This is a genomic window from Homoserinimonas flava, assembly GCF_054969005.1.
The window spans coordinates 261,188-284,517 of record NZ_JBUEQS010000002.1 but is presented as its reverse complement, the minus strand read 5'-3'; the positions used below and the strand labels follow the sequence as shown (position 1 = coordinate 284,517).

24 protein-coding genes are annotated in these 23,330 nt (G+C 66.0%); 9 read left to right on the top strand and 15 right to left on the bottom strand.

The features are described 5' to 3' along the window. Position 1 precedes the first annotated feature (1 nt). From ACY48M_RS06835 to ACY48M_RS06820, 4 genes are all read left to right on the top strand, one after another. Positions 2-217 (top strand): exodeoxyribonuclease VII small subunit, encoded by a 216-nt coding sequence (locus ACY48M_RS06835; RefSeq protein ID WP_462819521.1) that lies wholly within the window; start codon positions 2-4, stop codon positions 215-217. Positions 218-220: 3 nt separating this feature from the next. Further along, on the top strand, positions 221-934 hold the full coding sequence (locus ACY48M_RS06830; protein ID WP_462819520.1) for a DUF4245 domain-containing protein: 714 nt from the start codon (positions 221-223) through the stop codon (positions 932-934). Beyond that, positions 931-1,611 carry a carbonic anhydrase gene (locus tag ACY48M_RS06825; RefSeq protein ID WP_462819519.1) on the top strand — a complete coding sequence of 227 codons (681 nt, stop codon included), beginning with the start codon at positions 931-933 and terminating at the stop codon, positions 1,609-1,611. The genes ACY48M_RS06830 and ACY48M_RS06825 overlap by 4 nt, the downstream gene beginning before the upstream one ends. Positions 1,612-1,674: 63 nt before the next feature. Continuing rightward, positions 1,675-3,078: a class II fumarate hydratase gene (locus ACY48M_RS06820; RefSeq protein ID WP_462819518.1), complete on the top strand. Its 1,404-nt coding sequence runs from the start codon at positions 1,675-1,677 to the stop codon at positions 3,076-3,078. A 76-nt stretch (positions 3,079-3,154) separates the two neighbouring features. Here ACY48M_RS06820 and ACY48M_RS06815 read toward each other — a convergent pair whose 3' ends face one another. The 3 genes from ACY48M_RS06815 to ACY48M_RS06805 form a co-directional block, all read right to left on the bottom strand. Then, complete coding sequence (locus ACY48M_RS06815) at positions 3,155-3,919, bottom strand: DUF6199 family natural product biosynthesis protein (RefSeq protein WP_462819517.1); 765 nt, start codon at positions 3,917-3,919, stop codon at positions 3,155-3,157. Positions 3,920-3,981: 62 nt separating this feature from the next. Then, positions 3,982-5,256: a PhoH family protein gene (locus ACY48M_RS06810; protein ID WP_462819884.1), complete on the bottom strand. Its 1,275-nt coding sequence runs from the start codon at positions 5,254-5,256 to the stop codon at positions 3,982-3,984. Between the two features lie 303 nt (positions 5,257-5,559). Continuing rightward, complete coding sequence (locus ACY48M_RS06805) at positions 5,560-6,345, bottom strand: isoprenyl transferase (RefSeq protein ID WP_462819516.1); 786 nt, start codon at positions 6,343-6,345, stop codon at positions 5,560-5,562. A gap of 77 nt (positions 6,346-6,422) precedes the next feature. On the opposite strand from ACY48M_RS06805, the gene trhA reads away from it, so the two are divergent. Further along, positions 6,423-7,175, top strand: a complete 753-nt coding sequence (gene trhA, locus ACY48M_RS06800) for a PAQR family membrane homeostasis protein TrhA (RefSeq protein WP_462819883.1) — start codon at positions 6,423-6,425, stop codon at positions 7,173-7,175. Between the two features lie 10 nt (positions 7,176-7,185). Here the strand turns inward: trhA and ACY48M_RS06795 are convergent, their stop codons facing one another. After that, positions 7,186-7,452 (bottom strand): hypothetical protein, encoded by a 267-nt coding sequence (locus ACY48M_RS06795; RefSeq protein ID WP_462819515.1) that lies wholly within the window; start codon positions 7,450-7,452, stop codon positions 7,186-7,188. A gap of 31 nt (positions 7,453-7,483) precedes the next feature. Then, positions 7,484-8,371, bottom strand: a complete 888-nt coding sequence (gene mca, locus ACY48M_RS06790) for a mycothiol conjugate amidase Mca (RefSeq protein WP_462819514.1) — start codon at positions 8,369-8,371, stop codon at positions 7,484-7,486. Positions 8,372-8,436: 65 nt separating this feature from the next. Between mca and ACY48M_RS06785 the strand changes: the two genes are divergently transcribed. Both ACY48M_RS06785 and greA read left to right on the top strand, forming a co-directional pair. Further along, on the top strand, positions 8,437-8,841 hold the full coding sequence (locus ACY48M_RS06785) for a DUF4307 domain-containing protein (protein WP_462819513.1): 405 nt from the start codon (positions 8,437-8,439) through the stop codon (positions 8,839-8,841). A gap of 137 nt (positions 8,842-8,978) precedes the next feature. Continuing rightward, entirely contained in the window at positions 8,979-9,473 is a 495-nt protein-coding gene (gene greA, locus ACY48M_RS06780; RefSeq protein ID WP_462819512.1) for a transcription elongation factor GreA, read from the top strand. A 12-nt stretch (positions 9,474-9,485) separates the two neighbouring features. On the opposite strand, the gene ilvA is transcribed toward greA, so the two are convergent. From ilvA to ACY48M_RS06750, 6 genes are all read right to left on the bottom strand, one after another. After that, the gene (gene ilvA, locus ACY48M_RS06775) at positions 9,486-10,754 is read right to left on the bottom strand and encodes a threonine ammonia-lyase (RefSeq protein WP_462819511.1); all 1,269 of its coding nucleotides are present in this window, start codon (positions 10,752-10,754) and stop codon (positions 9,486-9,488) included. Beyond that, entirely contained in the window at positions 10,751-11,950 is a 1,200-nt protein-coding gene (locus tag ACY48M_RS06770) for an AI-2E family transporter (protein ID WP_462819510.1), read from the bottom strand. Before ACY48M_RS06770 ends, ilvA begins: the two co-directional genes overlap by 4 nt. A gap of 65 nt (positions 11,951-12,015) precedes the next feature. Further along, entirely contained in the window at positions 12,016-13,146 is a 1,131-nt protein-coding gene (locus ACY48M_RS06765; RefSeq protein WP_462819509.1) for an ABC transporter ATP-binding protein, read from the bottom strand. Then, positions 13,143-13,937: an ABC transporter permease subunit gene (locus ACY48M_RS06760; RefSeq protein WP_462819508.1), complete on the bottom strand. Its 795-nt coding sequence runs from the start codon at positions 13,935-13,937 to the stop codon at positions 13,143-13,145. The genes ACY48M_RS06765 and ACY48M_RS06760 overlap by 4 nt, the downstream gene beginning before the upstream one ends. 8 nt (positions 13,938-13,945) lie before the next feature. After that, positions 13,946-14,812 carry an ABC transporter permease gene (locus ACY48M_RS06755; protein ID WP_462819507.1) on the bottom strand — a complete coding sequence of 289 codons (867 nt, stop codon included), beginning with the start codon at positions 14,810-14,812 and terminating at the stop codon, positions 13,946-13,948. Further along, a complete protein-coding gene (locus tag ACY48M_RS06750; RefSeq protein ID WP_462819506.1) occupies positions 14,812-15,933 on the bottom strand; it encodes an ABC transporter substrate-binding protein in 1,122 nt (373 codons plus the stop codon). Before ACY48M_RS06750 ends, ACY48M_RS06755 begins: the two co-directional genes overlap by 1 nt. A 216-nt stretch (positions 15,934-16,149) precedes the next feature. On the opposite strand from ACY48M_RS06750, the gene ACY48M_RS06745 reads away from it, so the two are divergent. Further along, positions 16,150-17,709, top strand: a complete 1,560-nt coding sequence (locus tag ACY48M_RS06745) for an FAD-dependent oxidoreductase (protein WP_462819505.1) — start codon at positions 16,150-16,152, stop codon at positions 17,707-17,709. A gap of 9 nt (positions 17,710-17,718) precedes the next feature. Continuing rightward, complete coding sequence (locus ACY48M_RS06740) at positions 17,719-18,960, top strand: winged helix-turn-helix domain-containing protein (RefSeq protein ID WP_462819504.1); 1,242 nt, start codon at positions 17,719-17,721, stop codon at positions 18,958-18,960. Between the two features lie 107 nt (positions 18,961-19,067). On the opposite strand, the gene ACY48M_RS06735 is transcribed toward ACY48M_RS06740, so the two are convergent. Genes ACY48M_RS06735 through ACY48M_RS06720 form a run of 4 tightly spaced genes read right to left on the bottom strand, consistent with a single transcriptional unit; the run spans position 19,068 to position 23,169 of the window. Continuing rightward, positions 19,068-19,946, bottom strand: coding sequence for a M48 family metallopeptidase (locus ACY48M_RS06735; protein WP_462819503.1), 879 nt, complete (start codon positions 19,944-19,946; stop codon positions 19,068-19,070). A 23-nt stretch (positions 19,947-19,969) separates the two neighbouring features. Beyond that, on the bottom strand, positions 19,970-20,536 hold the full coding sequence (locus ACY48M_RS06730) for a LemA family protein (RefSeq protein ID WP_462819502.1): 567 nt from the start codon (positions 20,534-20,536) through the stop codon (positions 19,970-19,972). 51 nt (positions 20,537-20,587) lie between these two features. Next, on the bottom strand, positions 20,588-21,925 hold the full coding sequence (locus ACY48M_RS06725) for a D-arabinono-1,4-lactone oxidase (protein ID WP_462819501.1): 1,338 nt from the start codon (positions 21,923-21,925) through the stop codon (positions 20,588-20,590). Further along, positions 21,922-23,169: an alanine racemase gene (locus ACY48M_RS06720; RefSeq protein ID WP_462819500.1), complete on the bottom strand. Its 1,248-nt coding sequence runs from the start codon at positions 23,167-23,169 to the stop codon at positions 21,922-21,924. The genes ACY48M_RS06725 and ACY48M_RS06720 overlap by 4 nt, the downstream gene beginning before the upstream one ends. Positions 23,170-23,330: the final 161 nt, after the last annotated feature.

Here is a 23,330-nt window from a genome sequence, read left to right as displayed (position 1 = left end):
CGTGACTGAGAACAGCGCCCCCGACGTCTCCCAGCTCAGCTACGAAGAGGCGCGCGACGAGCTCGTGCGCATCGTCTCCGAGCTTGAGCAGGGCTCATCGACCCTTGAAGGCTCGCTCGCCCTGTGGGAGCGCGGCGAGGCACTCGCGAAGCGCTGCGAAGAGTGGCTTATCGGCGCGAAGGCGCGGCTCGACGCGGCTCGCGCGGCTGCGGAGTAGCCGGTGGCCCGCATCCCAGGCGACCAGCCGATCGTCGCCGAACTCGGGCGGCCGGAGACCCCGGAGGAGACGGCCGCCCGCAAGGCTGCATCGTCGAAGCGCTACCGCGACAGCAAGACCCCGATCAATCTCGCGATCGCCCTCGCGGCATCCCTCGGCATTGTGCTCCTCACCGTCATGATCGTCGTTCGGCCATCGCCTGAGCCGACCGAATCGATCGACTACGCGGCAATCGCCGCGCAGGTGCAACCCGAATATGACGCGACCATCGCGAGCCCGGTGCTCCCGGAGGGCTGGGTCGCCAATTCGGCTCGGATTCAGTCCGGGTCCGACGGGGTGGTCGAGTGGTACATCGGCTTCGTCACCCCCGAAGGCGACTTCGCCGCCATCACCCAGGGCATTTCGGCCAACCCAACGTGGCTCGCGACGACCCTCCGCAACGGCTTCGCAACGGGCACCACCGGCATCGATGGTCGCACCTGGGATGTGTACGACCGGCGCGAGGCAGACGACATCGGCAACTTTGCCTACGCCATGACCACCGAGATCGACGCGAGCAGCCTTGTGCTCTTCGGCACCGCGAGCGACGAAGAATTCGAGACACTCGCCTCCGCCGTCGGCTCCTCGGTTGCGAGCGCACCCGAAACCTCCCCCGACACCGCTGATTCACCCGACACCGCCGATTCACCCGACAACGCCGAGGAGACTGCGCCATGACCGAGCAGCCTGTGACCGAGCAGCCCACAACTGAGCAGCCCACAACTGAGCGCACGCCGAAGACGCCCGCTGAGGCGTGGCAAGAGATGGTGCGCGGCAACGAACGCTTCGTCGCCGGTACCCCGAGGCACCCGCGGCAAGACGTTGAGCGCCGCACCGAGCTCGTCGGCGCACAGACCCCCAGCGTCGCGCTGTTCGGATGCAGCGACTCGCGCCTCGCCGCCGAGATCATCTTCGACAAGGGCCTCGGTGACCTCTTTGTCGTGCGCAACGCCGGCCAGATCATCTCCGACTCGGTGCTCGGCACGCTGGAATACGCGGTTGCCGTGCTGCACGTGCCGCTCATCGTTGTGCTCGGTCACGACGAGTGCGGCGCGGTTCGTGCCGCGATCGACTCGCAAGACACCAGGGCACCGATGCTCCCGCCGCACATCCACGCCCTGATCGAGCGCATCACCCCGGCCGTGCTCCGTGTGCGACGCAGCCTCGACCCCGGCGAGCAACCCGACCCGACCGAGGTCGGCCGCGAACACCTGCGCGACACGGTGCGACAGCTGATCGAGTCATCCGAACTGATCAGCGATGCGGTCGCCGCCGGTACGCTGGCTATCGTCGGCGCGAACTACCGCCTCCTTGAGGGAACAGCAGTGCCCGACGTCATCGTCGGGCCCGCCTAAGGCACCCGGCGTTCCCGCGCGATTTACCCCAGCACCGTTGAAGAGAAAAGAGATACCAGCGCCGTGACCACTCAGCCCGAATTCCGCATCGAGCACGACACCATGGGCGAGGTCCGCGTTCCAGCGGATGCCCTGTATCGCGCGCAGACGCAGCGCGCCGTCGAGAACTTTCCCATCTCGGGCAAGGGGCTCGAGTCGGCTCAGATCGCGGCACTCGCCCGCATCAAGAAGTCGGCGGCGATCGCCAACAAAGAACTCGGCGTGCTCGACGGCGGGATCGCCGACGCGATCGTCGCGGCAGCCGACGAGGTCATCACAGGTCAGCACGACGCCCACTTTCCGGTCGACACGTACCAGACCGGCTCAGGCACCTCGTCGAACATGAACATGAACGAGGTGCTCGCGACGCTTGCGACGCGTCACCTCGGCGCCGATGTGCACCCCAACGACCACGTCAATGCCTCCCAGTCGTCGAACGACGTCTTTCCCACCTCGGTGCACGTCGCCGTCACGCAGGCGCTCATCGAAGATCTCGTGCCGGCACTCGACTATCTCGCCGTCTCCCTCGAGGAGAAGGCTGAGCTCTGGAAGACCGCCGTGAAAGCGGGCCGCACGCACCTCATGGATGCGACGCCCGTCACCCTCGGCCAAGAGTTTGGCGGCTATGCACGGCAAATCCGTCTCGGCATTGAGCGGGTCGAGTCGGCACTCCCCCGCGTCGCGGAGGTCCCACTCGGCGGCACGGCTGTCGGCACCGGCATCAACACCCCCGCCGGGTTCCCCCAGAAGGTCATCGCGCTGCTCGCGGCCGAGACCGGGCTTCCCATCGTCGAGGCAAAAGACCACTTTGAGGCGCAGGCCAACCGCGATGGCCTGGTCGAAGCATCCGGTGCCCTCCGCACCATCGCCGTCTCGCTCACCAAGATCAACAACGACCTGCGGTGGATGGGGTCAGGCCCCAACACGGGCCTTGGCGAGCTCCGCATTCCCGACCTCCAGCCCGGCTCGTCGATCATGCCGGGCAAGGTCAACCCCGTCGTGCCCGAAGCGGTGCTCATGGTCGCGGCACGCGTCATCGGCAACGATGCGACCGTCGCGTGGGCGGGAGCATCCGGCTCATTCGAGCTCAATGTGGCAATCCCCGTCATGGGCACCGCGCTGCTCGAATCCGTGCGGCTGCTGTCGAACTCATCACGGGTGCTCGCAGACAAGACCATCAGGGGTCTCGAGGCAAACCTCGAGCGCACCTCCGCGCTCGCCGGCATGTCGCCATCGATCGTGACCCCGCTAAACAAGTACATCGGATACGAGAGCGCCGCCAAGATCGCCAAGCACTCGGTCGCCAAGGGCATCACGGTGCGTGAGGCTGTTATCGAGCTCGGCTTCGTCGAGCGCGGCGAAGTCACCGAAGAGCAGCTCGACACGGCGCTCGACGTGCTCGCCATGACGGTGCCGCCGACCGCCTAAGTCTCCGCACGACCTCGCCGCGGCGAGCAAAAACAATGACCGGTCGCGACTCGCGGCCGGTCATTGCTCGTAGTCGCTAGTCGGACGAAACCACGGGAACTTCGGTCAGCGGGGTGCCGTCGAGCAACTGCACCTCGCGGTCGCCGAGCGCCGATGAAAGGTTGATGGGGATCAGCAGCGAGGGGCCGACGGTCGAACTGCCCGCGCAGAAACTGTGATCGGCTGGCGCCCCGCCGACGGGTGAGCCGATGCCCGAATAGATCGCGACCTGGACAACAGTCTCCGATTCGACAATCACCGCCTGCAGCGGCGCACACTGCTGCTTGACCCGCACGTTCACGACCAGCTCAGCACTGTCAAGTGCGGCAAACCCCGAACTGGGTCGCGTGCCAATCACCTGCTCGTCTGAACCCGGGGGGTCATAGACGTCGAGGTACACGAGATACCGCGGCGTGTGCTTCACATTGTCAACCACCTGATAGCCGATGAGCGACTCCGCGACGAGGCTGGGATCCGCCACGCCAGCAGACTGCACAATGCGATCGACCACGACGGGAGCGGGTGCGGCACCCCACATTTGCTGCAGCGCCGTCTGCGGCGGCTCCGCTGTCGGCAACGAGTTGAGATAGTTCACGCCAACGACCGTGCCAACGGTAACAAACGTGGCGACCCCGAGCCCCGACAGGATGCGGTGGAACGCGTAGGCGGTCGAACCTGGCTCACTCGCATCCGGATTCCGCCGTGACCATGCCGCCAAGACGTGCCACTGCGAGCGCGGCCAGAAGAGCCCCCAGACGAAGAACACTGCAAGCAGCGCCGCCGCGAAGACCAAAAAACTCACATCACGACTCTACGGTGTAGCGGGGTGGCCGCGGGCACGACCACCCCCGATTACGCCGAACGTCAGGCGAGTTCGTTCGATTCCAGCATCTCGGTCACGAGGGCGGCGATCGCGCTGCGCTCTGAGCGGGTAAGCGTGATGTGCCCGAAGAGCGAGTGCCCCTTGAGCGTCTCGATGACCGATGCGACGCCGTCGTGGCGGCCAACCCGGAGGTTGTCGCGCTGTGCGACATCGTGCGTGAGCACTACCCGCGAGTTCTGCCCGATGCGGCTGAGCACCGTGAGCAGCACATTGCGTTCGAGCGACTGGGCCTCATCCACAATCACGAAGGCGTCGTGGAGGGAACGCCCGCGAATGTGCGTCAGCGGCAGCACTTCGAGCAGCCCGCGATCGATCACCTCGTCGAGCACGTTCTGCGAGACCACCGAGCCGAGCGTGTCGAACACGGCCTGGGCCCATGGGTTCATCTTCTCGGCAGCGTCGCCGGGCAAGAACCCCAGCTCCTGCCCACCCACCGCGTAGAGCGGACGGAACACCATGATCTTGCGATGCTGCTGCTTTTCGAGCACCGCTTCAAGTCCGGCGCACAGTGCGAGAGCCGACTTGCCGGTGCCGGCGCGGCCGCCGAGCGACACGATGCCAATCTCGGGGTCGAGGAGCATGTCGATCGCGAGACGCTGCTCCGCCGATCGCCCGTGAAGCCCAAAGACGTCGCGGTCACCACGCACGAGGCGAACCTCACCGCGCGAGGTCACGCGCCCGAGGGCCGACCCACGATCGGAGTGAATGACGACGCCCGTGTTGATTTCGAGGTCCCCGGCGGCGCGGGTCGAGAGACGCTCCTCGTCATAGAGCTGCGCCATCTGTTCGGAGCTGAGGTCGATCTCGGCCGCGCCCGTCCATCCGGAGTCGACAGCCTGCTCAGCGCGGTACTCCTCGGCGGCGAGACCAACGGATGCCGCCTTCACCCGAAGCGGGAGATCCTTTGAGACGACCGTGACATCAAGGCCTTCGGCCGCGAGGTTCATGGCAACCGCGAGGATGCGAGAGTCGTTGTCGCCAAGCTTGAGCCCCGAGGGGAGTGCATCCATGCTCGAGTGGTTCAGCTCCACCCGAAGCGAGCCGCCGTTGCCAACGGCGATGGGGAAGTCGAGGCGCTCGTGTTTGATGCGGAGCTCGTCGAGGTTTCGCAACGCCTGGCGCGCGAAGTATCCGATCTCAGGGTCGTGGCGTTTTGCCTCGAGCTCCGAGATGACGACGACCGGCAGGACGACCGCGTGCTCCGCAAAGCGGAGGACGGCCTTGGGATCCGAAAGCAACACCGAAGTGTCGAGCACATAGGTGCGCTCGGCCTGATGGGTTGCGGTCGACGGCGATACCGTCGGCGCCTGATTCGGATTCGACTGCGTTGGCTGGGCCACGTGCGCTCCATTTCCCGAGTGCTTTGCACTCGGTGTAATCAAACGAAACGGCCGATGCCCGCAGTACGGGCGAAGCTCGAAACGAACTTGCGTGGCCGTTTCGATCAGGCGCCATACCTGATGAGTTGAACGCTACGACTGTCGTCGGCGCACACGCGGAGCGACACGCTGACGCCACGTTACGACGAAGTAAACCCCGGGTGTCGAGAGGAGGCGGGCTCAGGAGCCGAAACGACGGTGGCGCCTGGCGTAGTCGCGGAGGGCACGGAGAAAGTCGACTTCGCGAAGGTCTGGGCCGAGTGCTTCGACAAAATAGAACTCGCTGTGGGCGCTCTGCCACAGCATGAAGTCGCTGAGCCGCTGCTCGCCAGAGGTGCGGATAACGAGGTCGGGGTCTGGCTGACCGCCCGTGTAGAGATGATCCCCGATGAGCTCGGGGGTGAGAATCTCGGCGAGGGCATCGAGCGTGCCGCCCTTGTCGCCGTGGTCTTTCACGATGCTGCGCATAGCATCCGCAATCTCGCGTCGGCCGCCGTAGCCCACCGCGAGGTTGATGTGCAGCCCCTTGTTCTCGGCCGTTCGCGTCTCGGCCGCCCTGAGCGCGTGCACGAGCGGTTCTGGCAAGCCGTCAACTGATCCAACATGCTGCACCCGCCAATCGCGGTAGTGCGAGAGGTCTTCGGCGAGATCCGCGATGATCTCGAACAGACCATGGAGTTCCGGTTCTTCGCGACCAACCAGGTTGTCGGTTGAGAGCAGATAGAGCGTCGCGTGCTTGATGCCGAGGTCATCACACCAGACGAGAAACTCGCGAAACTTCGCGGCACCGGCGCGATGACCGTGGGCGACGGCGTCGAGCGACCGTTGCTTCGCCCAACGCCGATTGCCGTCAAGAATCATCGCCACATGCTTCGGCAGCTCCTGATGACCGAGCCAGCGTCGGATGCGGTTTTGGTAAAGCTCGTAAAGGATGCCGCGGCCGAGAGGTACTTCCCGTTTTTGCACGGGTCTACGCTAGCCCACACCGCCGAGGCCTTGCCGATACGCAGCTGAAGGGCCCGCGCCTTTAGAATTCGATCATGATGACACCGGAGAGCCGAGAACCCGGCACACACTCGGTGGAGGACGAGCCGGCCGCTGAACTGCCCAACATCCCCCTTCTCGACGACGAGCGCGACCGCCACCGCGCCGAAACAGAATCGAAGCCGACCTGGCGCGGCTGGATCCACGCGGTGACCTTTCCTCTCGCAATTGTGCTCGGCATCGTGCTCATCGTGTCTGCCGACGGCACGGCAGCGAAGGTCTCTTCGGCGGTCTTCGTCGCTTCATCGATGCTGCTGTTTGGCGTTTCCGCGCTCTATCACCGCCTGAACTGGAGCGACTCAGCCCGTCGGCTGCTCAAACGCCTCGACCACGCGAACATCTTCTTGCTCATCGCGGGTTCATATACCCCCATCACGGTGCTCGCACTGCCGGCGGAGAAGGCGTGGCTTCTGCTCTCACTCGTCTGGGGCGGCGCGCTTCTCGGCATCGGCTTCCGCGTATTCTGGATCGGGGCCCCGCGCTGGCTCTACGTGCCGCTCTACGTGCTCCTCGGATGGGCCGCCGTCATGTTCATCGTCGACTTCTTTAGGGCTGACGCGGCCATGATGATTCTCATCATCATCGGCGGGCTCTGCTACACGGTTGGCGCCGTCGTCTACGGCATGAAACGGCCGAATCCCGTGCCGGGCCACTTCGGGTTCCACGAGATTTTTCACACACTGACGCTCATCGCGTTCTTGTGCCACTGGACCGGGATCTACCTCGTCGCGACGAATCCTCCGACCCTCTAACCGTTCCGCTTCAGCGTTCGGTGTCGACCGGCCCATCCTGCTCGGCCTGCTCGGCCTGCAGCTTCTCGCGGATCTCGGTGCGGTAGCGCGTGCGACGCACACGCCGATTCATGTCGATGACGATGAGCACCGTCGCCACCGCGATGAGAAAGGTGATCGCAAACCCGATGACGCCGGGGGTGACCGTGTTGGGGTCGAACTCCTCCTCACCATCGAGCCGGACGAAGGTCGAAACCTCCGAAATGAGCGTGATGAAGCCAACAACGAGGGCGTTCACGCGCTCGCCTCCTCTGTATTGATGGTGATTGTCATGCTGCGGTAGTGGTCGTCGTGTCGTCGAGCACGATTCCGGCGAACAGATCGTCTTCGGGAATCGTCACTGGCACCCTCGATGTGACGAGTTCGTAGTCCTCATATGGCCACGCTTTCTGCTGCAGCTCGAGCGGCCAAAAGAAGAAAGCGCTGTCGGGTGGCACCTGGCTCGCATGGGCCCTGAGCGCAGCATCGCGCACAGCGAAAAAGTCGCCACAGCGCACGTGGGTGGTCGCGGTATCTGGCCTCTGGCCGATCCAGCCGAGCATCCGCTCAATCTCTTCGAGTTGATGAGACTCAGGATCGGCTGAACGCACCGCATCGGCGAGCGCCTCAACCTTTGTCGAGTTGAACCCGCGATCGTAGTAGACCTTTTGCACCTGCCAGGGTTGGCCCGCCTCAGGGTAACGGTCGGCATCGGCGGCGGCCTCAAGCGCGAACATCGTCACATCGTGGGTCTTGATGTGGTCCGGATGCGGGTAGCCACCGTTCTCGTCGTAGGTGACAACAACGTGCGGACGGAACTCGCGCATGATCTTGACGAGGGGCGCACCGGAGTGCTCGACAGGGATCGTCGCGAACGAATTTGCCGGCAGCAGTTCGCCCTCAGCGGGAAGGCCAGAGTCGGCATACCCGAGCCATCGATGCTCGACGCCAAGCACCTCGCGTGCCTGCGCCATCTCGTAGCGACGAAACCCCGCCATGTCACGATCGGCCATCGCTCGCGGATGGAGACCCTCATAGAGCACATCCCCGCGTTCGCCGCCGGTGCAGCTCACGACCATAACCTCGTCGCCCTGCGCGAGGTAGTACGCCGCCGTCGCAGCGCCCTTGCTCGACTCGTCGTCGGGGTGTGCGTGCACGGCCAAGAGTCGCCTGTTCACGGGGCTCCTTCGATGCGAATAGTCTTGACTCAAGAGTAAGGGGAGACAGTGCGGGGCGCAGACACGTGAGCGGGAGCATCACCGATCTTGACCTGCGCTACGGCCGCACCCCTCAGCGCCAACAGCGGCAGCGGCTCTTCGCGTGGGTCGCGGCCATTGCCATCACGGCGGTCTTCGGAGCATGGGTGATTTGGGTTACCTTCGACGGCACCAGCGCGTCCATCGAAACGCGGGACATCGCCCACAGCATTGTCGATGAATCGACCGTCGAGGTCACGTTCGAGGTCTCCGTCGCCGCCGGCACCGACATCGAATGCGCGATCCAGGCCCAAAACTCACAGCACGCGATCGTGGGGTGGAAGATCGTCGAAATTCCCGCGAGCGACCGCTACACCCGCACCTTCACCGAGTCCGTGCGCACCGTGGAGCATGCCGTCACAGGCTTGCTCTATCGCTGCTGGCTGGCTTAGACTGACGAATTCGATCACGAGATCGGCCGCACCGGCCGGTCTCATTCGTTTATGCGAGTTCATTTGACGAATCGCAGATCTTCGGGCCGTTCGGCGCTTCGCGTCACGAGCGGTCCCTTCGTTTGAGGGAGTACACAGTGTCCGGGCAGAGCACCGAAACCTGGCTGACCCAAGAGGCCTACGACCGCCGCAAGGCCGAACTTGATCACCTCGCGGGTGAAGGCCGGTCCGACATCGCCAAGAAGATTGAAGCTGCGCGTGAAGAGGGCGACCTCAAAGAGAACGGCGGCTACCACGCGGCAAAAGAGGAGCAGGGCAAGATCGAGGCTCGCATCCGGGTGCTCACCGAACTCCTGCGGCACGCCAAGGTCGGCGAACCCGCGGAAGCCGGGCTCGTCGCATCCGGCTCAGTGGTCACCGCGCTCGTGATGGGTGACGAAGAGATCTTCTTGCTCGGCAGCCGCGAAATCGTCGATGACACCGCCGACAGCGAACTCGATGTCTATAGCGAGGGCAGCCCGCTGGGTGAGGCGATCCTCGGCCTCAAGGTGGGCGACACGACGTCGTATGTCGCCCCGAACGGGCGTGAGATCTCGGTCGAGATCACCAAGGTGGTGCCGTACCAGGCGTAGGGGCGTCTCCCCCTAGAAGTCCACGCGCGGGTCGTACCCAGCTTCGCGAAGCCGTTCGAGCACACGCTGCACGTGTTCCGGGCCCCGCGTCTCGATGCTGAGTTCGATGTCGACCTCGCCGATGAGCGCGTCGCGGTTGTGGCGCGTGTGCAGCACCTCGACCACGTTGGCGTTCGCCTCGCTGATGAGTTCGGCGATTCGTGCCAGCTGGCCTGGCCGGTCGGGCAGCATGAGCCGAAGCTTGAGATAGCGATCGGATGCCACGAGGCCCCTGGAGATGATGCGCTCCATGACCTGCGGGTCGATGTTGCCGCCGCTGAGAATCGCGACAGTGACGCCGGTGTTCTTGACCTTGCCAGTGAGGATGGCAGCGACGGCGGCAGCCCCGGCCGGTTCGACGACGAGTTTCGCGCGCTCGAGCAGCACGAGCAGGGCTCGAGCAATGTCGTCGTCGGTGACGGTGACAATCTCGTCGACCGTCTCGCGGATGATCTCGAAGTTGAGTGCGCCTGGCGTGCCCACCGCGATGCCGTCGGCGATGGTCGGTGAGACAACCACCGAGGTGGGTCTGCCTGCCACGATCGATCCGGGATACGGTGCTGCGCCGGCCGCCTGCACACCGATGACGTGGAGGGGTCTGCCCATGCTCGCGAGCTTCTGCCGAAGGGCACTTGCGACCCCTGCGGCGAGGCCGCCGCCGCCGATTGGCACGATGACCGTCTCGAGATCCGGCACCTGGTCGAGCATTTCGAGCCCGAGCGTGCCCTGCCCAACAACGATGTCATGGTGGTCAAACGGCGGGATCAGCACGGCACCTGTTGTTTCGGCGAACGCGGCGGCTGCTCGGAGCGGCTCGTCTACCGTGTGCCCGCGGAGGATGACATCGGCCCCGTAGTGGCGGGTCGCCTGCAGCTTGGGCAGCGCGACCCCGACCGGCATGAAGATGGTGGCCTTGATGCCGAGCTCCCGTGCCGCGAAGGCGACACCCTGCGCATGGTTGCCAGCGGATGCGGCGACGACACCTCGCGCACGCTCCTCTGGAGAGAGCTGGGACAGACGGTTGTAGGCGCCGCGAATCTTGTAGGAGCCGGTGCGCTGTAGCGACTCACACTTGAGGTGCACCGGCCCGCCGACGAGGTCGGAGAGAAACCTCGAACTCTCCATCGGTGTGAGTTGCGCCACCCGGCCGACGCGTTCGCGAGCCTCTTCGAACTCGGCGAGCGTGGGGCCGGGGGTGTCGCGGGGCGACGTCACGGTGGTCGTGGCGTTGGGATCGCTCATGCGTTGCGTCCCTTCTGAGTGATCCTGATGTGGCGGCGTGGGGCGTGGTCCATGATGGCGTCGCGACCGAAGCGCTCGGCATTCGCGAGGGATTCTGGGTTTCGCCAGTAGCCTCGCGCGATGTAGGTAATCATCACGTTGAGGGTCGCAACAACTGGGACCGCAAAGAGCACCCCTGGGATGCCGGCGACAATGCCTCCCCCAGCGACGGCGAAGACGACGGCGAGCGGATGCACCTTGACAGCGTTCCCCATGATGAGCGGCTGAAGTACGTGGGATTCGACCTGCTGCACGAGTAGGACAATGCCGAGCATGATGAGTGCCACGACGATGTCTTTGAACACAAGGGCGATAAAGACCGCGATGGCACCGGTGACCACGGCACCGACGATCGGGACAAACGCGCCGAGAAACACGGCGACGGCAATCGGAATGACGAACGGTAGCTGAAGGATCGCGGCGCCGAGCCCGATGCCGACCGCGTCAATGAACGCCACGAAGATCTGCACCTTGACGAACTGGGTCAGGGTGCCCCACCCGGCGCGGCCAGAACCATCGATCGCCGAACGTGCCCTGACAGGAAAGATCCGCACAATCCAGCGCCAGATTGTCGGGCCGTCGACCACGATGAGAATTGTCGCAAAGAGGGTGAGGAACAGCCCGGTGACAAAGTGCCCCGCCGAGAGGCCGAGCGACATGGCGCCGCTGACGAGCGACTCGCTGTCGCGCTGCACATCCGCCCAGATCTCGGCGCTGTACTGCGTGAGCTGGTCTTCGGAGAGGTGGAGGGGCGATTCAAGCATAAAGACCTTGAATTCCTCCCACGCGAGCAACGACTGCCGTTGCAGATCAGGGAGCCCAGCGCGCACCTGCCACACGACGAGCACAACGAGCCCGCCGACGATCGCGACGAGCGAAACCATCGAGGTCACAATGGCGAGCCATCTCGGCCAGCGGTGCCGCTGGAGGAATCCGGCCATCGGCACGAGGAGGGCGCTGAGGAGCGTCGCAATCATGAGCGGAACGACGATGACGCGCAGCTCCATGATGAGGAAGACGAGAAGCCAAACGACCCCGGCAATCACGAGGATTCGCCACGACCATGCACCCGCGATGCGCACCCCCACCGGCACGCTCTCATCTGTTGCGGGGCGCGCGTCTTCGCTGGGGGTGGGCGTGCGTCGGCCGAAGATCACCCGGCAAGTCTAAAGGCGAGCAGTGCGGCCGCCGACCTATATTCCAGAAGCCGCATGTGATGCCGTCAGCCAGTGGATGCGGTCACCGCGACAGGCTTCGCCCGCAGTCGGATTCCAACCGCGTCGCCCGGCTGCGGCGCGGAATCGACCTCGTGCTGCACCGAAACGAGGAGGTCGTCGTCGAGACGCACGAGGGTGCGACGCAGCGAGCCGAGGAAGCTGCTCGACACAACGACACCGCGGATCGGGGCATCCGCTGCCGCTGCCGCAGCAGTCTCGTCAGCTCGGAGGAGCACGAGGTCCTCCGGGCGCACGAGTGCCGTCGCCGGACCGTCGGGAGCATTCCCGAGCACCTCGATGCGCACGCCGCGCACCTCGACGACGCCACCACTGACGATGCCGGGAATGCGATTGCTGAGACCGACGAACTGGGCGACGAACGCGGTCGCAGGCGCCCCATAAAGCTGCTCCGGTGTGCCCACCTGCTCGACTCGTCCGGCGCGCATGACGGCGACACGGTCGGCGACCGCGAGCGCCTCCTCCTGGTCGTGCGTCACAAAGACCGTGGTGATGCCGAGCTCGATCTGGATGCGGCGGATCTCATCGCGCAACTGCACCCGCACCTTCGCGTCGAGCGCCGAGAGCGGTTCGTCGAGGAGGAGCACTCGCGGCCGCGTCACAAGGGCCCGTGCGAGGGCGACGCGCTGCTGTTGGCCACCCGACAGCTGGTGTGCGTAGCGCTCGGCGAGATGGCCGAGTCCGACGAGATCGAGCGATTCGTGCGCGCGCTCGCGGCGCTCGCCCTTCGCGACCCGTCGCATCCGCAGCCCGAACTCGACGTTCTCGACGACCGTGAGGTGCGGGAAGAGCGAGTACGACTGGAACACCATGCCCATGTCGCGGCGGTTCGCGGGCATGCCGGCGATGTCGTCGCCGTCGACGAGAATGCTCCCCGCGGTGACGAGTTCGAGGCCGGCGAGGCTGCGAAGCGCGGTGGTCTTGCCGCATCCGGACGGCCCGAGCAGGGCGAGGAACTCCCCCGGCTCGATCGTGAGGTCAACGCCGTCGAGCGCCGGGCTGCCCCCCGAGTGCTTCGTGGCGGCGTAGTGCTTCGTGACGGCGCGGAATTCGACGCGCGTACCAGCGCGTGCGCTCGCTTCCACAGCCCCGATCAGGCCGCTCGTGGTCGTGGTCATGGTGTCTTCCTGGGTGTGGAGGCGCCGGCGCGCGCGATGACGAGGAGCAGGGTGAAGGCGAAGGCGAGTGCGAGCAGCGCGAAGATGATTGCGACGTACGGGTCGCTCTTCGACACCTGCACGAGTGCCGTCTGCAGGTTTTGGCGATTGAGGAGCGACGCGATTGTGTATTCGCCGAGCACGACCGCGACCGAGATGACGGATGCCGCAAGCACCCCCCTGCGAATATTCGGCACGATCACGCCAACAACAATGTGTGCCCAGCCTGCGCCGAGGGAGCGCGCCGCCTCGCTCAGCGTGACAACATCGACGGCCCCGAGGGCGGACTGCACCGCCCGATGGGCGAAGGGGAGCACCGTGATGCCATAGGCGAAGGCGAGGGTCCACGGCGCCGTGCCGAGCGTGCGGGCGAGCACCGAGTAGACGGGCGCGAGCCCGACGACGAGCACGATCGCGGGCACCGTGATGGGGACGAGGCAGATGAACTCGAGCGGGCGCGCGAGGCGGGGAAACCGGAGGGCGACGAGGATCATGGTGGGGACGAGCAGGAATACGACAATGCCGACCGTGACGGCCGCGAGCACGAGTGAGTTGCCAACGCCGACGAAGAGCGCTCGGTAGCGCCGCTCATTCTCTGGATCGATGATGTCGGCCCAGTGGTTGAGGTCGTAGCCGCCCGAGAGCCCGGCGCGGAGCGTGAACTCGATCATGGCGACGATCGGCACAGCGAAGAGCAGCCCGACCACGACAAGGATGACGGTGCGGGTGACCCGCGACGGCGCGATGCTCACGCGTCCACTCATCGCTGCCACCGTTCTGTGCGACGCTGCAGCATCGAATACGCGCCCATGACGATGATCATCACGACGATCATGCCGATCGCGAGCGCCCCGGCGACATTCTCGCGGCCGAGCACCGTCTCACTCACGAGCGCGGCACGGATCTGCAGCGGCACGATCTGCGCGCCCTGGCTAATGAGTGCCGCTGCGGTCGCATACGAGGAGAAGGCATTCGCGAACAGGAGGAGCAGGCTGCCGAAGAACGCCGGCGCGAGGATGGGGCCCCCGACACGGAGCCAGAACCCTGCGCGCGAGCATCCGAGAGTCGCTGCCGCCTCGGCCCACTGCGGTCGGAGGCCCTCCATCGCGGGCATGAAGGTGATGACCATGAGGGGCACCTGGAAGTAGAGATACGGCAACAGCAGCCCCGGCACCTGATAGAGCCACACACCGTCGGCGAAAATGTCGATGCCGAAGGAGCCGAGCAGCCACTGCGTCACGAGACCCTGGATGCCGATGGTGGCGATGAAGGCGAAGGCGAGCATAACGCCGCCGAACTGGGCGAGCACGCCGCTCGCCGCATCCACGACCGAGCGGAGGACGCCGTCGGAGCGGACGCCGAGGAGCGCGAAGCACACGATCGCCCCGATGACGGCGCCGACGATCGCGGTCAGCGCGGAGACCCAGAAGGAACTCACGAACGCGTCGATGATGACGGGTTCGCCGAGCGCCGCGAGGGTCGAGAGCGTGAACCGCCCGTCCCCGTCGAAGAGGCCGGTCGCGAGCGCGATCACCGTCGGTGTGACGAGGAAGAGAAGGATGTAGACGGCGAACGGGGCGAGCCCGAGAGGGGCCCACCCCGCACGCCGCACGGCAGCGGTCGTCATTACCCGATCGCCGCTGCCCACTTCTCCGCCAGCAGTGCCGAGGCAGCCTCGGTCTGCTCGGGCGTGAACTGCACGAGGTCGGCTGGCGCCTCACCGACGGCCTCGAGGGCCGCCTCGTCGGCCGTTCCGGCCTCGACCATGGCTGCGAGACGGACGGGGTAGGCCCCGGCGGCGAGGTAGAGGTTCTGCGCCTCGTCGCTGAAGATGAACTCCTGCCACAGTCGCGCGGCCGCGGGGTGCGGTGCGTCGACGTTGATGGCCTGGTTGTAGTAGCTGCCGACCGCGACGCCCGGGAGCACCGTGACCTTCCAGTCACGCTGGCCCTCGTTCGCCTTCGCCTCGGCGAGGTTGTTGTAGCTCCAGTCGAAGACGACGGGCGTCTCACCGGAGGCGATCGTCGCCGGGGTCGGGTCGAGCGGCAAGAAGTTGCCGGCCGCGTTGAGTTCGGCGAAGAAGTCGATGCCGGCCTGGATGTCGTCGGCCGAGCCACCGTTCTGGAGCGCCGCGAGGTTCACGGCCGCGGCGGCCGCACCGGCCTGCGTCGGGTCGCCGTTGATCGCGACCTTGCCCTTGTAGTCGGCACCGAGCAGATCATCGAGGCTCTCGGGCGCCTCGACGGCGTCCGCGTCGTAGCCGATCGACATGAGCCCCGTGTAGTCGTAGACCCAGAGGCCGGTCGACTCTTTGTGGTCGGCTGGGATGTCATCCCACGTCTCGACCTGGTACGGCGCGAAGTATTCGAGGCTGTCGAGTGCGACGGCAGACCCGAGGTCGAAGACATCCGGTGCCGTGTCCTGGCCCTTGAGATTTTCGGCGGCCTGGATCTCTTCGGCGCTCGAGACGTCGGGGTCGGCCGAGTTGACCGTGATGTCGTACTTCGCCTCGAAGGCGGCGATGATCTCGCCGTAGTTCGCCCAGTTCTCCGGAAGGGCGATGACGTTGAGCTCGCCCTCCGCCTGCGCGGCTTCGATGAGACCCTCCATGCCACCGAAGTCGGCGCTGCTCGTCGCGGTGGACGCGTCGACGTCGGATGCCTGCGTTTCGGTTCCCGCGCAGCCAGTAAGGATGACGGCGGCAGAGGCCAGCAGTGCAATGCCGGCGAGGTGCTGCTTCTTGATCAAGGGGACTCCTCCAACGCGCGGTGCGGCCGCCCGCGCTGTGAGCGGACTATCGGATGCCTCCTGCGCTGACGCGAGGTTAGAAGGGCCGACTTGCCGCGCGGGTGCACGGCGGTGAACGACATGTGAATCACCGATGGAGTCTCAGATCGACGCCTCCGTCCTCCGAGTTCGCTCCGTAACCGTGCGCGCGTGCCGTTTCGGGCCTACCGTGCCCTCATGATGCCCACCGACGCACCGACATCCCTCTGGCTCGACCGTGCCGCCGAGATCACCACCGATCCGTATGCGCCGGGGGCTCACTACGATTCGATCGTCATCGGCGCGGGTCTCACCGGGCTCAGCACCGCGGTCATGCTGGCTCGCGGCGGCCTCATGGTCGCCGTCGTCGAGGCTCGAACGGTCGGCGCCGTCGCGACCGGAAACACAACCGCGAAGCTCAGCTTGCTGCAGGGCAGTGTGCTGTCGAGCATCGACCGGCACTTCAGCTCGAAGGTCGTTCGGGCGTACGTTGATTCCAACCGGGCAGGGCAAGACTGGCTGCTCGGGTTTCTGCACGAACACGGGGTCGCCACGCAGCAACGCGACGCCTACAGCTACGCCAACAGCGTCGACGGCGTCTCGACGATCGACAAGGAGTTCGCAGTCGCGACCGAGGCGGGGCTCCCCGTCGAGCGCCTCGCTGCCGACGACATCGATCTGCCGTTCGAGACGAGTGGTGGCATCCGACTGCGAGCACAAACCCAGTTCGACCCAATGGACGTGCTCGCGGCACTCGCGGCCGAATTGCGCACGCTCAGCGGAGTCATCATCGAGGGTCAGCGGGTCACGGATGTCTCGGCATCTGACCCCGCCGAGGTGACAACGCCCGGCGGCACCATCACGGGCGATCATGTCGTGCTCGCGACGGGCTCCCCCATCCTCGACCGGGGTCTCTACTTCGCGAAGCTCGTGCCGCAGCGGTCATACGCCGCCGCGTACCGCGTGCCCACCCCCACGAGCATCCCGACCGGCATGTATCTCTCGGTCGACTCGCCCTCCCGCTCGCTCCGCACAACACCTGACCGTGTGGGTGGTGAACTCCTGATCGTCGGCGGCAACGGCCACATCGTGGGCCGCGCGGACTCGCCCGCGGCACTCGTCGCCGAACTCGACGAGTGGACGAAACACCACTTCGCCGGGGCGGAACGCACCCACCGTTGGTCGGCCCAGGACTATCAGTCCGCCAACGCGGTGCCCTTCGTGGGCTGGCTCCCGCGGGGCCGCGGCAGAATCTTTGTCGCAACCGGCTACAACAAGTGGGGCATGACCAACGGGGTCGCCGCTGCGCTGAACCTCAGCGCCGACATCCTCGGCACGGAGGCGCCAGACTGGGCGTCGATGCTCGGGCACCGCGTCACCTCGCCGAGCGACCTCGCGACGGGCGCCAAAGCTGGCATCGAGGTGGCGGCGGAGTATGCGAACGGCTGGGTGCAGGCCGAGGTGACCGGGCCGAACCTCGCAAGGTCTGACACGATCCCCGCCGAAGGCGAGGGCATCGTCGGCCGCGAGGGACGCACCCCGACCGCAGTGTCGACTGTCAACGGGCGCACGTGCGCCGTCTCGGCCGTCTGCACCCACCTCGGCGGCATCCTCAACTGGAACGACGCCGAGCGTTCGTGGGATTGCCCTCTGCACGGCTCCCGTTTCGGTGCCGAAGGTGCCGTACTCGAAGGGCCCGCAGTGAAGAACCTCGCGCCCATCGAGACTGAAACGACGGATGTCGGGGGCGACCGCTAGCCTCGAATTGTGGCCAGCACCCCCGCTTCGAGCACCACGCGACATCTGTCCCTGGCGCAGGCGCGCCGCATCGCGCTCGCGGCACAGGGCTTCGGGCAGCCCCCACCAGCCAGCGTTGGCGTGCGCCAACTCCGGGGACTCATCGGGCGACTCGGGCTGCTGCAACTCGACTCCGTCAACGTCTTCGAGCGCAGTCACTACTTGCCGGCCTTCGCACGGCTCGGCGCCTACGATCGCACTCAGCTCGACCGGCTCACCTTCGATCCGAAGGGCGGCCATGTCGAGTACTGGGCGCACGAGGCCGCCGTCATCCCCGTCGACACCCTGCCACTGCTCCGGTGGCGCATGGACCGGCTGCGGGCGAAGCGCTACGCGAGTGACGGGCACTGGGCGCACGACAACCGACCGATGCTCGAGTGGCTGCTCGCTGAGGTCGCCGACAAAGGCCCGCTGCCCGCGAGCGCAATCGAGCACGACGCCAACCAGCGGACGGGTCCGTGGTGGGGATGGTCTGACGTCAAGCTCGGTCTCGAGTACCTCTTCGAGTGGGGCGACCTTGTGAGCGCTGGGCGCACTCGATTCGAGCGCACCTACGCGCTGCCGGAGCAGGTCTTGCCTCAACGGGTTCTCGACACCCAGGTTGACATGGTCGATGCACAACGGATGCTCGTGGCCCACGCCGCCCGCGCGCTCGGTGTTGCATCGCTCTCCGATCTCGCCGACTACTTCCGCATGCGAAGCGATGAGACCCTCCACGCCGTCCGGAGTCTCGAAGACGAGGGTGCGCTCGAACCCGTCACGGTAGCGGGGTGGATGCGCGGCACCCGGCCGCTCGCCGCCTGGCGTTATCGCGACGCGAGCACACCGCGACGCATCGAGACGGTCGCACTTCTCTCTCCGTTCGACCCCGTCGTGTGGCATCGGCCGCGCGCCGAGCGACTGTTCAACTTCCACTACCGCATCGAGATCTACACGCCGGCGCCCCAACGCATCTACGGCTACTACACGCTGCCGCTCCTCCTTGACGAGCGCCTCGTTGGGCGGGTTGATCTCAAGAGCGACCGGCAGGCCGGCGTGCTCCGCGTGCAGTCGGCGTGGACCGAACCGGATTCCCCGGCCGACACGGCCGCACGTCTCGCTCCTCTGCTGCGACAGACGGCGGCGTGGCAGGGTCTCGGCGACGTCGTCGTTGCCGGCAGGGGCACGATGGCCGGCGCTGTCGCGGCCGAGCTGCGCGCGTCACCCGCCTAACCACACCGCGAGAAGTCAATCTTTGCTGCAAGAGTGCCTCGTAGCCGCAGAGATTGACCTCTCACGCGAGGTAGGTCACGTGCGAGGACGGACCGGGAGCCGCAGCGCTAGAAGCCGCCGCCGATCGTGCGAAGACGCTCGATGCGCTTCTGCAGGGGCGGGTGGGTCGAGAAGAGACGGTCGACAATGCCGGGCTTCGTCGGGTCGCTGATCCACATGTGCGCCATCGACGTGTTCTGCTTCACCATCGGTCGGCCGTACTGCCCCAGCTTGGCGAGGGCACTCGCGAGGGCTTCAGGATGCCGCGTGGTCATCGCCCCCGTCGCATCCGCAAGGTATTCGCGCTCACGTGACACAGCCGCCTGCACGATGGTTGCCGCGAGCGGCGCGAGGATCATCGCGGCGATGCCGATGACGAGCGTGATCGGGCTGTTGTTGCTGTTGCGATTGCCGCCGAAGAAGGACATGCGCAGCAGAATGTCGGCGAGGAAGCCGATCGCGACGACCAGGCCGAAGACGATCGTGGTGACACGAATGTCGTAGTTCTTGACGTGCCCCATCTCGTGAGCCATGACGCCCTCAAGCTCGGCGTCGTCCATGATCGCGAGCAGGCCCGTCGTCGCCGCCACGATCGCGTGCTCCGGGTCACGACCGGTCGCGAACGCGTTGGGCGCCGGGTCATCCACGATGTACACCTTGGGCATGGGCATGCCGTTCGTGATCGCGAGGTTCTCGACCGTGCGGTAGAGACGCGGGTCATCGGCTTTGGTGATCTGCCGCGCGCCGCTGAGCGCTACCGCCTGCTTGCCAGCTGCAAAGTACTGGATGGCGACGTAGATGAGCGAGCCGACGATCGTGCCAATGAAGATCGTCCAGGTGCCGCCGAAGTAAAGGTCGGCGACCCACCCCAGCACGGCGATGATGATGAGGAAGATCAGAATGATGAAGATCGTGTTGCGCTTGTTCTTCGATATGGCGCGGTACATCTAGTGCGATGCCCCAGCCGTGATCAGAACTGCACGCGCGGCGGTTCGGCGATCGCCGCTGCGTCGGAAACCTCGAAGAACTCGCGCTCGTTGAAGCCGAGACCGCGCACGAAGAGCGTATTGGGGAACACTTTGATCTTCGTGTTGAGCTCGCGCACGCCACCGTTGTAGAAACGACGCGCGGCCTGGATCTTGTCTTCAGTGTCGACCAGCTCGCCCTGCAACTGGAGGTAGTTCTGGCTCGCCTGCAGCTGCGGGTAGGCCTCGGCCACCGCGAAGATGCTCTTCAGCGCTGACTGCATGTGGTTCTCGGCGACGGCCGCTTCGGCGGGGCTGCCCGCGCTGAGCGACTCGGCACGCGCCTTCGTCACTGCCTCGAACACGCCGCGCTCATGCGCCGCATAGCCCTTGACCGTCTCGATGAGGTTTGGCAGCAGGTCGGCACGACGCTTGAGCTGCACCGTGATGTCGCTCCACGCCTCGTCGACGCGCACGTTGAGGGTGACGAGACCGTTGTAGGTGGCCCAAAGGTAGATGCCCACCACCACGACGAGCGCGACGGGGATGCCGAAGATCAAGAGGAGTTCCATGGCGCAACTATAGCGACCCAGGACTGGGGCGCAGATGGGAAAAGGCTGCGTTCAAGGCCCGAGAACGCTGCGAACGTATGCGTTGGTGAACGTGCGGGAAGGATCGAGCCGATCACGCACCGCCGTGAAGTCTGCGAACCGCGGATAGAGCGGGGCAAGCGACGCGGCATCCTGCGTGTGGATCTTGCCCCAGTGCGGTCTGCCGTCGAAGGCGCGAAGGATCGATTCGACCGCCGCGAAATACTCGCGATGGTCTTCGCGAAAGTAGCGGTGCACGGCGATGTAGCCGCTCTCGCGCCCGTGCGAGGTCGACAGCCACGGGGCATCCGCTGCCGAGGCCCGCACCTCGATGGGAAACGAAATACGCCAGCGCCTGGCCTCGATGAGCGCACGGATTTCGCGCAGCGCCGCCGGTGCCGCAGCGAGCGGCAGCGAGTACTCCATTTCGGTGAACCGCACCGAACGTTTCGTCGCGAAGACACGATGCGAACGATCAGTGAACTCTCGGTCACCAATGAGCCGGGTCGCAAGCCGGTTCGTGCCCGGCACGATGGCCGGAGCGGCGCGGCCGAGCGCACACGTCACCGCAAACACCCCGTTCGAGAGCAGCGAATCATCGACCCAGCGCCTGAGAGGTGACAGGGGCCGCAGGGGTTCGGATGCCGCGGCGGCCAGCAGCCTCGAATTTGTCTTGGTGAGCACGGTCGGCGTGTGCGGAAACCAGTAGAACTCGAAGTGATCAACCGCACGCACCCGCTCCTCAAATACCCCGAGCACCGTGTCGAGATCTTCTGGGCGTTCATCGGCCCGGAGCAGAAACGACGGAACGCACTGCACCGTGACATCAACAAGCACCCCGAGAGCACCGAGACCCAGCTGCACGGCGGGAAGAATCTCGTCGTCGTCACTCACCGTGAGCACTGCCCCGTCGGAGGTGACCAGCGTCGCCCCCACAATGCGACTCGCGAGCCCGCCGAAGGCCACCCCGGTGCCGTGTGTGCCCGTCGAAATGGCCCCAGCGATGGTCTGCCGGTCAATGTCGCCCATGTTCTCAAGCGCGAGCCCGAGGGGGTCGAGAATCGCCGGCAGGGCATGGAGCGGCGTTCCAGCACCGAGCCGCACCCGGCCCTGCTGCCGGTCGACCCGGATGAGGCCGCGCAGCGCCGCAACATCGAGCTGCACCCCGTGCGCCTCCGCGATGGGCGAAAAACTGTGACTCGCCCCCACCATCGTCACCGGCAGCCCCCGCTCGCGGGCGAACATGACCGCGGCAACGGCCTCCTCCACCGACCGCGGCCGCGCCACAAACCTCGGGGTCGATCGCGACGATCGCCCCCAGTTGTGCCAACGACCACCCGGCAGCACAAACTCCGGAACCCATGCCGTCACAAGAACGCCAACCCCTCGCCCCGATAGCTCGGCACCATCGCGACAACCCTGTCGTTGTCGATGAGCGCGAACTCGTTGACGTGTTCGGCGAGTTCCCCCGCCTTCGCGTGCCGCAACCACACGCGGTCGCCGACGCCGAGGCCCGCCACGCCAGGCCCGGCAAGTGGGGTCTGCACCTCTCCCGCCATCTCGCGCGGCAGCATCCGGAGCCCCTCAGGCCAGACAGGCACCGGCAGGCGATCAGCTCCCGGCGGCCCGGAGGCGACCCAGCCCCCACCGAGCAGGGTCACGATTCCGGGTCGCGGGATGCGCACCACCGAGAGCGCAAAGGCCGCAGCAGGGGCCGGCGTGAAACGTCGATAGTGATCGAAGAGGTGCGGGCCGAAAAGCCCGCTACCCGCCGCCACCTCAGTCACCGACGGGTCGGCCGACGTCGACTCGAGCGAACCAGTGCCACCGCCATTGACGAACTCAAGCGGCGCAACCTCACTCACAGCGGCGACCGCACGCGCCCGACGATCAGCGAGTTCGGCCGCCGAACGAACCTTCATCCAGCGGATGACCGCGCCACCGGCCGGGCCGGAATCATCACCGAGCCCCGCCACCTGACCCTCATAGGCCATCATGCCCACGAGCTCGAACCCCGGTCGCGCCGTGATCGCCTCGGCAAGCGCTCTCGCCTGCTGCACCGAATGCACCGGCGAGCGCCACGACCCCACATGGCCGAGCAGCCGGGAATTCCATGCGGCATCGAGTTCAAGGCACACGCGGATGCGTTCGCGGTGCGCCGGCGCCAGCACAGCGTCAACCGCGTCGAGCTGCGCAAGCGAATCGACCATGAGGGTGATGCGGGAGGCGGCATCCGCATCACCAGCAAGCCGGCGGAGTGCCTCGACATCGACCGTCGGGTAGCCGACCACGATGTCATCGATGGCGCGGTCGTGCTCGGTGGCACGGGCAAGCCAGAGCGCCTCCGGCAGCGTGTAGGCGAGCACACCGCCGAACCCCGGCAGATCGAGCACGGCATCGAGCACCGAGCGCACCCGGAGCGACTTGCTCGCCACCCGGATGCGCGTGCCGCCGGCGCGCTCGACAAGGGAGCGGGCATTCGCCGCGACGGCCGGGAGCGAGAGTGTCGCGAACGGTGGGTCGAGGTGCTGGGTCGCCGTGTCGAGACCGCGCCAGAAGTCGGGTGTCGTGCGCCATGGCGCCGCGGCGTTTGGGAGGGTAACGGAGGCGCGCATGACCCCACAATTGTGGTCGCCGCGCAGTCGTGTCAATGCGTCTCGGCGGCGGCCAGGCCCGCGAGGGTCGCATCCACTCCACCGAGCGGATGATTCGCGTCATCCGCTCGGTGGAAATACAGCGCAATGTGCGAGGAATCGGGTGCCACTCCCGTATATTT